This window comes from Staphylococcus coagulans, from assembly GCF_002901995.1.
Classification (GTDB): domain Bacteria; phylum Bacillota; class Bacilli; order Staphylococcales; family Staphylococcaceae; genus Staphylococcus; species Staphylococcus coagulans.
In genome coordinates this window covers 114275-129508 of record NZ_PPQN01000011.1, presented here as the reverse complement: position 1 = coordinate 129508, position 15234 = coordinate 114275, and the positions used below count along the sequence as shown (strand labels likewise).

Annotated in this window: 13 protein-coding genes; all 13 read left to right on the top strand. The window is 34.8% G+C overall.

The window, feature by feature from the left end; genetic code table 11:
* Nucleotides 1–402: 402 nt before the first annotated feature.
* Nucleotides 403–1572, top strand: a complete 1170-nt coding sequence (gene aroC, locus CD118_RS02915; RefSeq protein ID WP_103356212.1) for a chorismate synthase — start codon at nucleotides 403–405, stop codon at nucleotides 1570–1572.
* A gap of 18 nt (nucleotides 1573–1590) precedes the next feature.
* Nucleotides 1591–2664 carry a 3-dehydroquinate synthase gene (gene aroB, locus CD118_RS02910; RefSeq protein ID WP_060829896.1) on the top strand — a complete coding sequence of 358 codons (1074 nt, stop codon included), beginning with the start codon at nucleotides 1591–1593 and terminating at the stop codon, nucleotides 2662–2664.
* Nucleotides 2665–3954, top strand: coding sequence for a 3-phosphoshikimate 1-carboxyvinyltransferase (gene aroA, locus CD118_RS02905; protein WP_060829897.1), 1290 nt, complete (start codon nucleotides 2665–2667; stop codon nucleotides 3952–3954).
* Nucleotide 3955: 1 nt separating this feature from the next.
* Nucleotides 3956–5197: a tetratricopeptide repeat protein gene (locus CD118_RS02900; RefSeq protein WP_060829898.1), complete on the top strand. Its 1242-nt coding sequence runs from the start codon at nucleotides 3956–3958 to the stop codon at nucleotides 5195–5197.
* Between the two features lie 11 nt (nucleotides 5198–5208).
* Nucleotides 5209–5760 carry a YpiB family protein gene (locus CD118_RS02895; RefSeq protein ID WP_060829899.1) on the top strand — a complete coding sequence of 184 codons (552 nt, stop codon included), beginning with the start codon at nucleotides 5209–5211 and terminating at the stop codon, nucleotides 5758–5760.
* A 37-nt stretch (nucleotides 5761–5797) separates the two neighbouring features.
* A complete protein-coding gene (locus CD118_RS02890; RefSeq protein WP_060829900.1) occupies nucleotides 5798–6394 on the top strand; it encodes a DUF1405 domain-containing protein in 597 nt (198 codons plus the stop codon).
* Between the two features lie 37 nt (nucleotides 6395–6431).
* On the top strand, nucleotides 6432–7130 hold the full coding sequence (locus tag CD118_RS02885) for a zinc metallopeptidase (RefSeq protein ID WP_060829901.1): 699 nt from the start codon (nucleotides 6432–6434) through the stop codon (nucleotides 7128–7130).
* 272 nt (nucleotides 7131–7402) lie between these two features.
* Nucleotides 7403–7726, top strand: coding sequence for a nucleotide pyrophosphohydrolase (locus CD118_RS02880; RefSeq protein ID WP_060829902.1), 324 nt, complete (start codon nucleotides 7403–7405; stop codon nucleotides 7724–7726).
* 15 nt (nucleotides 7727–7741) lie between these two features.
* Nucleotides 7742–8866: an N-acetyl-alpha-D-glucosaminyl L-malate synthase BshA gene (gene bshA / locus CD118_RS02875; protein WP_060829903.1), complete on the top strand. Its 1125-nt coding sequence runs from the start codon at nucleotides 7742–7744 to the stop codon at nucleotides 8864–8866.
* A gap of 3 nt (nucleotides 8867–8869) precedes the next feature.
* On the top strand, nucleotides 8870–10072 hold the full coding sequence (locus tag CD118_RS02870; RefSeq protein WP_050345614.1) for a CCA tRNA nucleotidyltransferase: 1203 nt from the start codon (nucleotides 8870–8872) through the stop codon (nucleotides 10070–10072).
* A complete protein-coding gene (locus tag CD118_RS02865) occupies nucleotides 10056–11027 on the top strand; it encodes a biotin--[acetyl-CoA-carboxylase] ligase (protein ID WP_103356211.1) in 972 nt (323 codons plus the stop codon). Before CD118_RS02870 ends, CD118_RS02865 begins: the two co-directional genes overlap by 17 nt.
* A gap of 31 nt (nucleotides 11028–11058) precedes the next feature.
* Nucleotides 11059–13761, top strand: a complete 2703-nt coding sequence (locus tag CD118_RS02860; RefSeq protein ID WP_103356210.1) for a helicase C-terminal domain-containing protein — start codon at nucleotides 11059–11061, stop codon at nucleotides 13759–13761.
* Between the two features lie 68 nt (nucleotides 13762–13829).
* Nucleotides 13830–15122, top strand: a complete 1293-nt coding sequence (gene asnS, locus CD118_RS02855) for an asparagine--tRNA ligase (RefSeq protein ID WP_060829907.1) — start codon at nucleotides 13830–13832, stop codon at nucleotides 15120–15122.
* Nucleotides 15123–15234: the final 112 nt, after the last annotated feature.

Genomic DNA, 15234 nt, shown 5'->3' with positions numbered 1-15234 from the left:
ATCTCGGGTTTCTCTTTTGGATATGCGCCTCATCAGTATTTGCCAACATCCTTTTTATGTCTTTCAAATGAATATATAGTCATTGATACATCTTTCTACTATAATAAGCATTTGTTCGAGCAAAAGCAGTTGTCTTTGAGCAACACATCATTCTAACTATTTCCATCAAATCAATTCATTTAACCTATGTATAGAGCGCTTAATACAGAGCCGCTTCAAAGAATACGATTAAAAAGCGTTATACTAACAAACACTTTAGCCATTAAAAGCGATAAACAAAAAAGACTGAATTGTATTAATTTATCTTTTATTTTATGCTATGATATGAGGCATACGAATTTTAAATTCAATCTATTAATCGCAAATTGATTAGGAATATTAATCTAAGGGGGCGCGTCAGTCATGTTAAGGTTTTTAACTTCTGGAGAATCACATGGACCGCAATTAACAGTTATTATTGAGGGATTGCCTTCAAATATGAAAATCGATATCAATCAAATCAATGAAGAAATGTTTAAACGTCAAGGTGGATACGGCCGAGGTCGCCGTATGCAAATTGAAAAAGACACAGTTGAAATAGTTTCTGGTGTGCGTCACGGCTATACTTTAGGAAGTCCTATCACCGTTGTCATAAAGAACGATGATTTTACACATTGGCGTAACATTATGGGTGCTGAACCTATCTCAGAAGAAGCGCAAGACAATATGAAACGTGTCATTACTAAACCGCGACCAGGACACGCTGATTTAGTTGGCGGGATGAAATACAACCATCGTGATTTACGCAATATCTTAGAGCGTTCATCTGCACGAGAGACTGCGGCAAGAGTGGCTGTGGGGGCACTTTGCAAGCAAATGCTTAAACAATTGGGTATAGACGTTTATAGTCGTGTTGTTGAAATTGGTGGCATTAAAGATCAAGGTATTTATGATATTGAAACAATTATAGAAAATGTAGATCAAAATGATGTCCGCGTGATTGATTCTCAAATTGCTCAAGCTATCCGTGATAAAATCGATCAAGCTAAAAAAGACGGTGACTCAATCGGTGGTGTGGTGCAAGTGATTGTAAATCATATGCCAATCGGTATAGGAAGTTATGTGCATTATGATAGAAAATTAGATGGTCGCATTGCACAAAGCGTCGTTGGTATTAATGCATTTAAAGGTGTTAGTTTTGGCGAAGGTTTTAAAGCTGGTGAAAAGTTAGGCAGTGAAATACAAGACCCAATTTTATTTTCAGAGGAAAAAGGTTACTACAGAGCCTCCAATCATCTTGGTGGTTTAGAAGGCGGAATGTCAAATGGGATGCCAATCATTGTGAATGGTGTTATGAAGCCGATTCCTACCTTGTACAAACCACTCGATTCAGTTGATATTGATACGAAAGCGCCATTTAAAGCAACGATTGAACGTTCAGATAGTTGTGCTGTACCTGCTGCGAGTGTCGTTTGCGAACACGCGGTATCTTTTGAAATATCGAAAGCAATTTTAGAAGAATTTGGTTCACATGATTTCGCACGTTTAGTTCAACTTGTAACAGAGAGACGCGAACTTAACAAAACATTTTAAAAGAATAGGTGATTGACATTGGAATTGACAACCACATACGCACAAAATAATTATCCTATTATTGTCGCACATTCATCCTTAAACAAGCTAACCGAATTCACTTCGAGTTATCAGCACACTTTCGTTTTCGTAGATGCATCAGTTTATAAACTTTGGAAAAGTAAAATCGATCAACTTGTGACCACTCAAGAGATGACATGCATCACGATTCCTTCAGGAGAGCAAGTCAAATATTTCTCATATTATGAAGAGTACTTAGAGTTATTGTTATCTTATCATCCCACTCGAAATACCTGTCTTGTCGCAATTGGAGGTGGCGCTACAGGAGATTTTGTAGGCTTTTTAGCTGCTACACTTTTGAGAGGCGTAGATTTTATACAAGTTCCTACGACACTTTTGGCACACGATTCAAGTATCGGAGGTAAGGTCGGCATTAATACAAAGCAAGGTAAAAATTTAGTAGGCGCATTTCACCGGCCAAAAGCAGTGCTATATGATTTAGACTTTTTAGAGACATTACCTGAAAATGAAATATTAAGTGGCTATGCTGAAGTTTATAAACATGCTTTATTGAGAAATGAAAATGCAACAAAAGCTTTAGAAAATCAATACCCGAGTCAAATAGAGCTCAAATCTTTAAAACAAATCGAAACATACTTAATTCAAGGTATCCAAACAAAATTACAAATTGTCGTTGAAGATGAAAAAGAAAAGGGACAACGCCAGTTTTTAAATTTAGGTCATACTTTTGGTCATGCTGTAGAATATCATCATCGATTACCACATGGTTATGCTGTTATGATTGGCATATTATATCAATTTATTGTATCAAATATTTTATTCAACACTTCGTTTAATCTTCAACACTATTCTCGTTACTTCGAATCATTAGGTTATCCTTTGGAAATCGTCACATCGTTCCAATTTGAACCGTTATATGCGCTGATGTTACACGATAAAAAAAATGACGCTGATGGTGTACGCATGGTTTTATTAAAAGGCATCGGTAGTCCTATTGCAGTCCACGTGAATCGTAACATTTTACATCAAGCATTTATGCAACTTAAGCAACTCCACAAAGAGGTGAATTAAATGGAAACCATAACATTAAAAGGTCCTCTAAAAGGGGAAATCACGGTTCCCGGAGACAAATCAATGACACACCGTGCAATCATTTTTGCTTCTTTAGCGAAAGGAACATCAGTCATCTATCAACCTCTGTTAGGTGAAGATTGTTTACGTACAGCCGAAATATTTGAAAAACTAGGGGTCAAGATGACCATCACATCAGAAAAAATAGTGATTGATTCACCAGGGTATCAAGATTTTAAAACACCCCATCAATGTTTATATACAGGAAATTCAGGTACAACAACAAGATTATTAGCAGGACTATTTGGCGGAATGGGGTTAAGAAGTGTGCTTTCAGGTGATGCATCTATTGCAAAAAGGCCAATGAATCGTATCTTACAGCCACTTCAAAAGATGAATATCAATATTAGTGGTGTTGATGAAAACTATACACCACTCATTGTAATGCCAAGTCAAGTTCGAGGCATAGATTATCAAATGCCCGTTGCAAGTGCGCAAGTAAAAAGTGCTATTTTATTAGCGGGTTTGTTTGCCAATGAAGAAACTGTCATACATGAAATTGAAGTGTCTCGTAATCACACAGAAACGATGTTTGCCCATTATCAGATACCTGTTGAAACAAATCAATTAACAGTGACATTGCCACCGAGAGGGATTGACAACATTGCTGCACGAGATTTTTATGTTCCAGGCGACATCTCTTCAGCCGCTTTTCTTATTGTTGCTGCCTTAATAACACCGAATAGTGATATCACGATAAACAATGTAGGAATCAACCCCACACGTGATGGCATCATTGAAATTGTACAGAAAATGGGAGGCCGCCTTACATTAACTCAACAAACCGACGGACCCGAGCCTACAGCGACGCTTCGTGTACAATATACACCTCATTTACAAGGTATTGAAATTGGAGGTTCACTCATCCCACGTTGTATTGATGAGTTACCAGTGATTGCATTACTCTGTACACAAGCTACGAGTTCAAGTATCATAAAAGATGCTGAAGAATTAAAGGTAAAAGAAACCAATCGAATTGATACGACAGCAAACGAACTGAGTAAACTTGGCTTAAAATTAAAACCGACAGAAGATGGGCTTATCATTGAGCCTTCAACAGTTTCCAAACTTTCAGATCTCGATAGCCATACGGATCATAGAATTGGCATGATGCTAGCAGTTGCTTCATTACTCACTGAACAACCTGTACGTATTCATCAATTTGAAAGTGTAAACGTATCTTTCCCGGGGTTCTTACCTATGTTAAAACAATTAGAAAATGAGGGATAATATGCAAGACATCTATAAATTAATCGATGATATCAATCTACAAAAATTAAACCAGCTTGATTCTCGAGTACAACAAGCATTGGAATCTGACGATGATGATGCGTTGTTCGTTTTAGGTGAGACACTATACAATTTTGGTCTAACACCTCAAGGTCTTGAAGTTTTTAGAACTCTTTATATGAAGTATCCCGATGAAGATGAAATACTGATTTATTTTATTGATGGATTGATTTCCGAAAATCATACAGACGAAGCTTTAGAATATTTAAACGAAGTCCCCCTTACTCCTGAACGTTTAATGTTAGAAGCAGATTTGTATCAACAAATCAGTATGGTGGATATCGCAATAGAAAAAGTACAACAAGCGATTGATATGCAACCTGCGGATCCGATTATACATTTTGCGCTTGCGGAGCTTCTTTATTTCGATGGACAATATTTACGTGCTTCGCGAGAATATGACACTGTTCTTGAAAGCGGTGAATATGAAATCAATGGTATCAATTTGTTTTCTAGATTAGCCGACAGTAGCCTTCAAAGCGGTAATTATACGGATGCATTACGTTGGTTTGATGAAATCAACGAAAAAGAACTTCATTCTGAAGACTACTTGAAAAAAGCAATTGCTTATGAAAAAAATGATTTAACACATGAAGCGATTAAACTCATGAAAACTTTATTACAAAAAGATCCGGATTTCATCCAAGGGTATTATTATTTACAACAACTATATGAAAATGAAAAAAGTTTTCCAGATGCCATTGAGATTGGGCAAGAGGGGTTACGACTCAACCAATTTTATAAAGAATTAATGTATAGTACAGGCGCATTACAAATTGAACATGGCGACCAAAACGAGGGTGTCGAATTGTTAAAACAAGCCCTTGAAGTTGATCCAAGTTATCAAGAACCTTTATTGATGCTTGCGGACTTATTTAGAAAAGAAGAAGAATATGAAGCCATTATTGAGTTGGTGCAATTCGTCAATGAAGAAGATATGGATCCTCAATTTGTATGGCAATTGGCATATGCATTTGGAGAAGAAGAACGCGATAAGGAAGCACAACATTTTTATGAACTCGCTTTTGATACGTATAAAGAAAATATCGATTTCTTAAAAGATTACTATTATTACCTCATCGAAGTCGGTCAGACAGGTCAAGCAAAGGGTATACTCGAAACGCTTATTGAAAAAGATAAAGGTAATGCAACATGGATTGAAGAACAAGAACGTTTAATTTAAGGTGATGATTCATGTATGAAGTGCATTTAAATTACGAAAAAAGAAACATTATTGATTATCTGCTATTTCATTATCAATTTAAATCAAGAATTAGCGTTTGGATCTTAAACCTAATCAAATCAAATAGCGAAAGGCTCGAACGTATTCATTTTGTTGATCATATTGTACAGGGGCATCCCACACTTGAAATTGCAACTGAAGATGCCCCGTTTGTTGCAATTAAGTATCATGATACACATACGAATTTAATGAATTCAAACGAGATTTTTCACAATATTGTAAAGCACGATGACATTATTGATATAAAAATCCATTTTGGACATACATCTCAACGCGATAAGAGAATGGATCGCCTATTATTACATCAAATTATTACTTCTTACAATAGCCATGATTACTTAAAAGATATGTATACTATTGAATTATCTAAAAATATTGAGCATCAGTTAATTCTCACCATTCAATCACAAATTGATTTAAGCCTTAACATGAACGATGTAGAGGCTTTTCATCATTATTCAAACGTTTTGAACTTATTAAAACTACGTCACATGAATGATTAATACGGTCAAATTCAATTTAATTACGAGAGGTTCCACCATGCTATGGAGACAAATCCAAAACATATTATTTTACAATCGAACGCCATTTTTACTTCTTATTTTATTTAATATTTTAGGTACAATTTACGGCTATATTTGGTATCAACCCAGATTGGCCACGACACCTTGGTATTTTTGGCCATTTGTTCCAGATAGTCCAACTGCAACACTCTTTTTAGTAGTGTCACTTGTCCTACTGTATTTTAATAAAAAGAGTGCGCTTATCGATGCGCTAGCTTTTGTAACTTTAATTAAATATGGTGTTTGGGCCGTCTTGATGAATATCATTCTATTTGTGCATGACGAAACGATTTATGGGATGGGTGTTTTGTTGCTATTGATGCATGCTATCATGGCCATTCAAGCCTTTTTATTTTTACCCCTCTTTAAATTTACCGAAAGTAGTATTATTGTCAGTATCCTATGGGTCTTTCATAATGATGTCATTGATTATGTGTTCCATCAATATCCTGTATATGGAGGACTTTCACAATTTGAAACACAAATAGGTTACATGTCGTTTTGGCTTTCAGTCATTTCCATTTTGTTTTTGATTTATTTTACAAGACAAGGTAAAAAGATTGACCCTATTTGAAGTACCACGTAAAATATAGTCTAAAGGAGTGAGCATAATGTCTTTAATGTCTTTAATTATTTATTTTGTAATACTTATGATCCTCCCAATGTATGCACAACACAAAGTTAAATCTAACTATGAAAAATATTCTCAAGTTAGATCGACAAGTGGCAAGACGGGAAGAGAAGTCGCATTAGAAATTTTACATGCGAATGGTATTTATGATGTGGAAGTAAAAGAAGGTCAAGGTTTTCTAACTGACCATTATGACCCTAAAAATAAGGTAGTCGTTTTGTCACCCGCCAACTATAGTCGACCTAGCGTAGCCGGAACTGCAATTGCTGCACACGAAGTCGGACACGCGATTCAAGACTATGAAGGTTACTTCTTTTTACGATTCCGTTCTGCATTAGTACCAGTTGCGAACCTAGGAAGCTCATTGTCATATATTTTCATTATGGCTGGAATTGTGTTAACCGGATTACAAATGGCAATTGGTTCAACTGCTTTATGGATTGGGATTTTCTTAATGGCTTTTGCTGTATTATTTTCAATAGTGACATTACCAGTTGAATTTGATGCGAGTAAACGTGCCATGAATCAGATTCAAAAGTTAAGCATTGTAAATGAAAAAGAATATAAACACGCTGGACGCGTTTTAAGAGCCGCAGCAATGACTTATGTGGCAGCAACAGCAGTCGCAGTCGCTGAGCTGTTAAGATTTATTTTAATCGCGCGTTCATCGGATCAATAAAAATAGAATGCAAAAAGAGTTGGAGAAATTGCTCCAACTCTTTTTTGTTATGCTCTAAAAGCAGTGTTATGCCATGGTTGGAGGTGGAATAACATCAATCTCAAATGACCTATTTTTAAATCATGATGTATTGTGTATACGCATTCACTCATTTTTATTTCATTTAAATCGTATTGAGTTGTATCTTAAAATAGAATGAGTTTGATAGATTGCCCAAATCGATTCATTTCATGTAAGATAAAAGAGAATGAATTTAGAAAGGAAGTCATAAAATGACCAAGTCACTCTCTGAAATGCAAAAAGAAGTTGATACATATATATCACAATTCAAAACAGGTTATTTTTCTCCGCTTGCGAATTTGGCACGCTTAACTGAAGAAGTAGGGGAGCTAGCACGAGAAATCAATCATTTTCACGGTGAAAAGAAGAAAAAAGAGAGTGAAGCTGATAATACGATTGAAGCAGAGCTAGGCGATAATTTATTTGTATTACTTTGTTTAGCTAATTCTTTAAATATTGATATGACGGATAGTTTTAATCAAACGATGCGAAAATTTAATACGCGTGATAAAAACCGTTTTGAAAGAAAATCATAAAGGAGATTATTGACGATGAAAATTGGAATTACTTGTTATCCATCTGTAGGTGGCTCAGGTGTGATTGCAACGGAATTAGGTATATTAATGGCCGAGCGTGGCCACGAGGTTCATTTTATTACTTCAAATATGCCTTTTCGACTTACAAAACCGATTCCTAACATTACCTTTCACCAGGTTGATGTCAATCAGTATTCTGTTTTTCAATACCCGCCTTATGATATTTCGTTAAGTACAAAAATTGCGAACGTCATTAATGAGTATGATTTAGATGTATTACATATGCATTATGCAATCCCTCATGCCATTTGTGGTATTTTAGCAAGACAAATGTCGGGTAAAGATATTAAAATCATGACCACTCTACATGGAACAGATATCACTGTTTTAGGATACGATCATTCGTTAAGAAATGCGATAAAATTCGGAATTGAACAAAGTGATGTCGTGACAAGTGTAAGTCAATCACTTAAAGCACAAACAAATGAGATTATTGCGCCAAATAAAGAAATTATTCCTATCTATAATTTTGTGAGAGAATCAGAATTTCCGACAAGATATAATCCATCCTTTAAAGAAAGCTATCATATTGAGCAAGATGAAAAAGTATTAATCCATGTTTCAAACTTTAGACAAGTGAAGCGTATTGACACTATCATCGACACATTTAGTAAAGTTAGAAAACAAATGAAAGCTAAATTATTATTAATCGGAGACGGTCCAGAATTATTAGATATGCGAATGAAAGTACGTGAACTTGGCTTATCCGATGAAGTGCTATTTTTAGGCAAGCAAGATTGTATGAGTAATTTCTATCAAATTGCAGATATTGTTTTATTAATGAGTGAAAAAGAAAGTTTTGGTTTAACTTTATTAGAAGCAATGAAAACGGGTGTTATTCCAATAGGAACCTATGCAGGTGGTATTCAAGAAGTGATTCAACACGAAAAGACAGGTTATCTTGTAGACATAGGAGATAGTGATACAGCTGCGCAATATGCATTAAAATTATTAAAAGATCCAGTTCTTTATCAAACGATGCAACAACACATGCTAAAAGATGTTGAGACACGCTTTCATTCTCAGAATATCGCAGATCAGTATGAATATTATTATAAACAAATGTTAGGAGAGCTTTAATTCATGAATCGTTTTCAATTTGAAGTCGCTCAACCCATTATAAATCGTCTCACAGACAATGGTTATGAAGCTTATTTCGTTGGTGGCTCAGTACGAGATTACATTATGAATCGCTCTATACATGACGTTGACATTACAACAAGTGCGACACCTGATGAAATCGAATCACTTTTTGAACATACGATTCCTATAGGTAAAGATCACGGCACAATCAATATTGTATGGAATAAAGAAAATTATGAAGTGACGACTTTTAGAGCTGAAGGTACTTATGTTGAACATAGACGGCCTTCTGAGGTTTATTTTGTACGTGATTTATATCGAGATGTTGAAAGACGTGACTTCACAATGAATGCTATTGCTATGGATACTTCTTTTCAACGTTATGATTACTTTGACGGTGAACAAGATATTCAGCAGCGATTGATTCGAACTGTTGGCGACGCTGAGACACGATTTAATGAAGATGCTTTAAGAATCTTGCGTGCAGTCCGCTTCAAGTCGCAATTAGGATTTCATATCGAATCACAAACGTATGATGCGATGCAAAAACGGTTATCAGATATACAATTTTTATCAATTGAACGCATCACGGCTGAACTTACAAAATTACTTAATGGTACTTTTGTTGCTGAGACATTCCCTTTATTACAAGCGTTGAACATTTGGCAATATATCCCTTTTTTCAAAGATATGAATATGTCTTCCTTGAAAATCGTCACACCACTTACGTTGGAAGCATTTTTAGCACTGATCCTGTTAAATAATGGGGAAGCCTCTCTAAAATCGTTGAAGCTTAGTAAAGCCCAAAACCATTTGGTCTCAACAATGATCAAAGCGATAAACACAAGTCAATCGATTGAAACCAAAAATGCATTAAAATTGTTTGTTTATGACTTTGGTTTGGATTTATCACTTGAACTTCTGCGTTTAATGGAAATATGGCAAGCAAACCAAATCTCATTACCCTCACCTTTAATTTATAATGAAGGCACACTTCGAACAGTATGGGATGAACTTCCAATAAAGGATCGTCAGTCTATGGCTATTAATGGCGCTATTTTAATGGATGCACTTCATTTAAAAGGTGGACCTTGGCTTAAAAAAGCCTTGCGGGAAGTTGAATGTGCTATCATTAAAGGCCAACTAGGGAATCAACAAGAAGAAATTATTGAATGGGTGAAAGAACATGTCGAAATATCGTGAAACAATATTAGAACTACTTACCGAAGCAAGACCTGACTATATCTCTGGCCAAAGCATTGCGGAAAAACTGAATATTTCGAGAATGACGGTTAAAAAAACAATTGATCAACTTAGATTAGAAGGAATTTCAATAGATTCTGTCCATAATCGTGGGCATAAATTGAATGAGCTTCCAACCCAATGGCACGAAGGCGTCTTAAATGGGCTTTTTAAAGATTCTACATTTATAGAGAAATTCGAGTGTTATTCGACGGTCGATTCCACACAACAAATTGCTAAAAAATCGATTGTTGATTTTGATGGGACTATGTTGATTTTGAGCGATGCGCAAACTGCGGGAAAAGGGCGATTCAAACGCGTTTGGCAATCCCCAAAAAAGAAAGGGTTATGGATGTCTGTCGTTTTACGCCCAGAAATTTCTTTTTCAATGCTTACGACCTTTAATTTATTTATTTCACTGGCCATCTGTGAAACGATACAAACTTATCTCACAGAGCAAGTTCAAATCAAATGGCCTAATGACATCTATATTGGAAATCAAAAAGTCTGCGGTTTTTTAACTGAAATGATTGCCAATGCAGATGGTATAGAAGCAGTTATTTGTGGTATAGGTATTAATATTAATCATGAAGCTTCAGACTTTGACCCAAGTTTAAATCATATAGCAACAAGCCTTAAAATACATAACGGCAAAGACACTAATCGTTATGACTTTTTGAAAGTGTTAATGCGTAATATTGAGCAACGTTATTTACAATTTTTAAATGAGCCATTCACTGCAATTAAAGATGAATACATTGCACATTCAAATATATGGAATAAACAACTGCGTTTTACAGAAGGTTCACAGCAATTTTATGGTAAAGTCGTTGAAATTGATGACCAAGGCTTTTTACATGTCGTTGATCGTCAAGGTGATCTTCACAGATTAATGAGTGCTGACATCGAATTATAAACGACAATCAGAGAAAGGAGGCACCTTTTATATGGCGCAATCGCCTTGTTATGCCGTCATCGATCTTGAAACGACTGGCAATCAAACAAATTATGATGAAATCATACAAATTGGTATTACATTTGTACAAGATAAACAAATTATTGATAGTTATCATTCAATGATAAAAACAGATATTCAAATACCGACATTTATTCAAGCTCTAACCTCAATAGAAGAAGAAATGTTACAACAAGCGCCTTATTTTCATGAAGTGGCAAAAGAAATTTATTCAAAAATAAAAGATTGTATATTTGTAGCACATAATGTGAATTTTGATTTGAATTTTTTGAAACGTTCTTTTAAAAAGTGTCATATTCATTATCAACCAAAGAAAGTGATTGATACTTTAGAGCTATTTAAAGTAGCTTTTCCTACCGAAAAAAGCTATCAATTAACAGAGCTGTCAGAATCTTTAGGTGTGCCTCTAACGAATGCACATCGTGCGGATGAAGATGCCCGGACGACAGCGCGTATTATGATTTTAGCCTTTGATAAATTTGAAACACTCCCGCTCAATACTAAAAAGCAGCTTTACTATTTAAGTAAACAACTCAAATATAACCTGGATGACTATTTTTTCGAATTGGTTCGATTACACCAACCTTCATTAGAACAAAAGCAGTTACAACAATTTGAGCAGATTTTTTATAAGCCGCAACCCGAATTTCATGAAGCGACATTAAAGTTTGAAGGGGACTTAAATGACCTATATCAATTGATTATCGATCATTGTGGTTATCAATATAGAGAAGAACAACTTTATATGGCACAAGTTGTTTTTGAGCAATTGATGCATAATGATAAAGCCTTGATTGAAGCAAACACAGGAAGCGGTAAATCTTTAGCTTATTTGATCGCTGCATTAATGTATTATATCGAAACAGGCGAACATGTGATGATTTCGACTAATACTAAAATGTTACAAAATCAACTTTTATCTCATGATATTCCGATGTTGAATGATGCTTTAAATAGTACGATTAACGCAACACTTATCAAAAGTAAGCAAGACTATATTTCACTGGGACTCATCAGTCAAGTGTTAAAAGATGAAACATCGAATTATGATGTGAATTTACTTAAGATGCAGTTATTAATTTGGATTTTAGAGACACATACGGGTGATATAGAAGAACTCAATCTACGTGGTGGACAAAAAATGTATTTTGAGCAAAAAGTTGAAACTTATGTGCCGATTCGTAAAGATATTCATTATTATAACCATATACGGACAAATGCTTCGAAAATTCAAATTGGTATTACAAATCACGCACATTTATTATATTCTTCACCTGACCATACGATCTATCAATTGTTTAATCATTGTATTATCGATGAGGCCCATCGATTGCCTGATTATGCGATTGATTGTGCCATGCGTGCTTTTGGCTATTCAGACATTAAATATCAACTGGGGCTCATTGGGAAAACAGAAAACGAAAAGTTACTCAAACAAATTGATCAGTTGGAGCAACAACGAATACTCGAAAAGTTAGATATTCCGCCTATAGATGTCTTTAACGTTAAACAAGATATTAATGCAATACATGATATGAACGAACAGTTTTTTGAAACCTTGTTTGAGATGGTCCATAATGCACACATATATGACGATGAAACGTCAAAACTGTTTTATGTTTATGATATTGATGTCAATGTACTAATACCATCATTACATCACTTTATTTCACAGATTAATTTAACACTCGAAAACTTTAACAGTATGAAACATAAAGTGATTAAGACCATGCGTAAACATTTACTTTATATTGTCGATCAATTACGACACATTGAGAATGGTTTGAAAGATGGACATATGGCTTATCTGTCGCTCAAAAATTTACAACAAAAGTCAACCATCAAAATTCATATTAAAGACCACTCTGTGAAACATCTATTATCAGAGAAAATTCTGAATAAATTTGACTCTATTTCGTTTGTATCTGGAACATTAACTTTTAATCAATCATTTAAAACTTTTAAAAAGTGGTTTGAAGATGAAACATCTTTTCAAACCTATCAAATCCAATCCCAACAAGCATTTCAACCGAATGGTCATATCTTTATTCCAAAAGATATCAAGCGTTACAACTATCAAAACCAAGATGAATATATCCAAACCATTGTCGATTATATCGCGCGATACGTGACAACAGTTGAAGGGAAATGCTTAATATTATTTACAAGTTATAAAATGTTGTATACCGTTATGGATTATTTAAATCAAATGGTTGAATTTGAAGATTATGTGATTTTAACGCAACAACAAAACCAAAATTATAAAATTGCTCAACAGTTTAATCATTTTGATAAAGCGATTTTATTGGGAACAAGCACATTTTTTGAAGGGTTTGACTATCAAGCAGAAGGGATTAAATGTGTAATGATTGCTAAATTGCCATTTATGAATCAACATGCAACGAAGCCTATGCTACTTGCGAATGAGTTTGATAATGTCTTTAAGGATTATGTGTTGCCAGAAGCTGTTTTACGATTTAGACAAGGGCTAGGACGTCTTTTACGAAACGAAAAAGATAAAGGCGTCATCGTATCTTTCGATAATCGCCTCGTTCATAGTCAATATAAACAATTTTTCCAAAACACATTAACACATTACAAACAACATCAAGGTAATATTCAACAATTTGAACGATTACTCAATCGAATGCAATCGAATGATTCGGCAGATTAGTCATTAGGTAGAAGTTCGTAATTACTTTTGTTAAAATAGTAACAGTATTAATAAATAGGAGAATGGTTATGAAAACAACGATTAAAGAAGCAAAAAATAAGATTGGCCAAGAAGTAACTATAGGCGCTTGGTTAGCAAACAAACGTTCAAGCGGTAAAATTGCATTTCTTCAGTTACGTGATGGCACAGGCTTTATGCAAGGTGTTGTAGTAAAAGCAGAAGTGGATGAAGAAACATTTCAACTTGCAAAATCTATAACACAAGAATCTTCACTTTATGTAACAGGTGAAATCACTGAAGATCAACGTTCAGATTTAGGTTATGAAATGCAAGTAAAAAAAATTGAAGTTATCCATGATGCTCATGATTATCCTATTACACCTAAAAATCACGGCACAGAATTTTTAATGGATCACCGTCATTTATGGTTACGTTCAAAAAAACAACACGCTGTGATGAAAATACGTAATGAAATTATTCGAGCAACATATGAATTTTTCAATAATAATGGCTTTACAAAAATTGACCCACCGATTTTAACTGCTAGTGCACCAGAAGGGACAAGTGAATTATTCCACACAAAATACTTTGATGAAGATGCGTTTTTATCTCAAAGTGGTCAACTTTATATGGAAGCTGCAGCGATGGCACATGGTAAAGTTTTCTCATTTGGTCCAACATTTAGAGCCGAGAAATCTAAAACAAGAAGACATTTAATTGAGTTTTGGATGATTGAACCTGAAATGGCATTTACAACACACCAAGAGAGTTTAGAAGTGCAAGAAGCTTATGTTGCTTTTATCGTCAAATCAGTACTTGAAAATTGTAAAATTGAATTAAAAGCACTAGGTCGTGATACTTCTAAATTAGAAAAAGTTCAAACGCCATTCCCACGTATTTCTTATGATGATGCGATTAAATTTTTACATGAAGAAGGCTTTAACGATATTGAGTGGGGCGATGATTTCGGTGCACCACACGAAACAGCTATCGCAAATCATTATGATTTACCAGTATTTATCATTAACTATCCAACTAAAATCAAACCATTTTATATGCAACCGAACCCTGAAAATGAAGAGACTGTCCTTTGCGCTGATTTAATCGCTCCAGAAGGCTACGGTGAAATCATTGGTGGATCTGAACGTATCAATGATATTGATTTATTAGAAGAACGCATTGAAGCACACCATCTCGATGCCGAAAGCTATCAATATTATCTTGATTTACGTAAATATGGTAGTGTGCCACATAGTGGTTTTGGTCTTGGTCTGGAACGTACTGTGGCATGGATTTCAGGAGTAGAACATGTTCGTGAAACTTCACCATTCCCACGTTTATTAAACCGTTTATATCCTTAATTAACAATCGAATTGAAGTTGGGCGCACATGGATAAATTCACTTATCAATTTTCTTGCATGATAAGTCAGTTCGTTATTTTCATTTATCGTCTCCATGTGATAAAGGTCTCA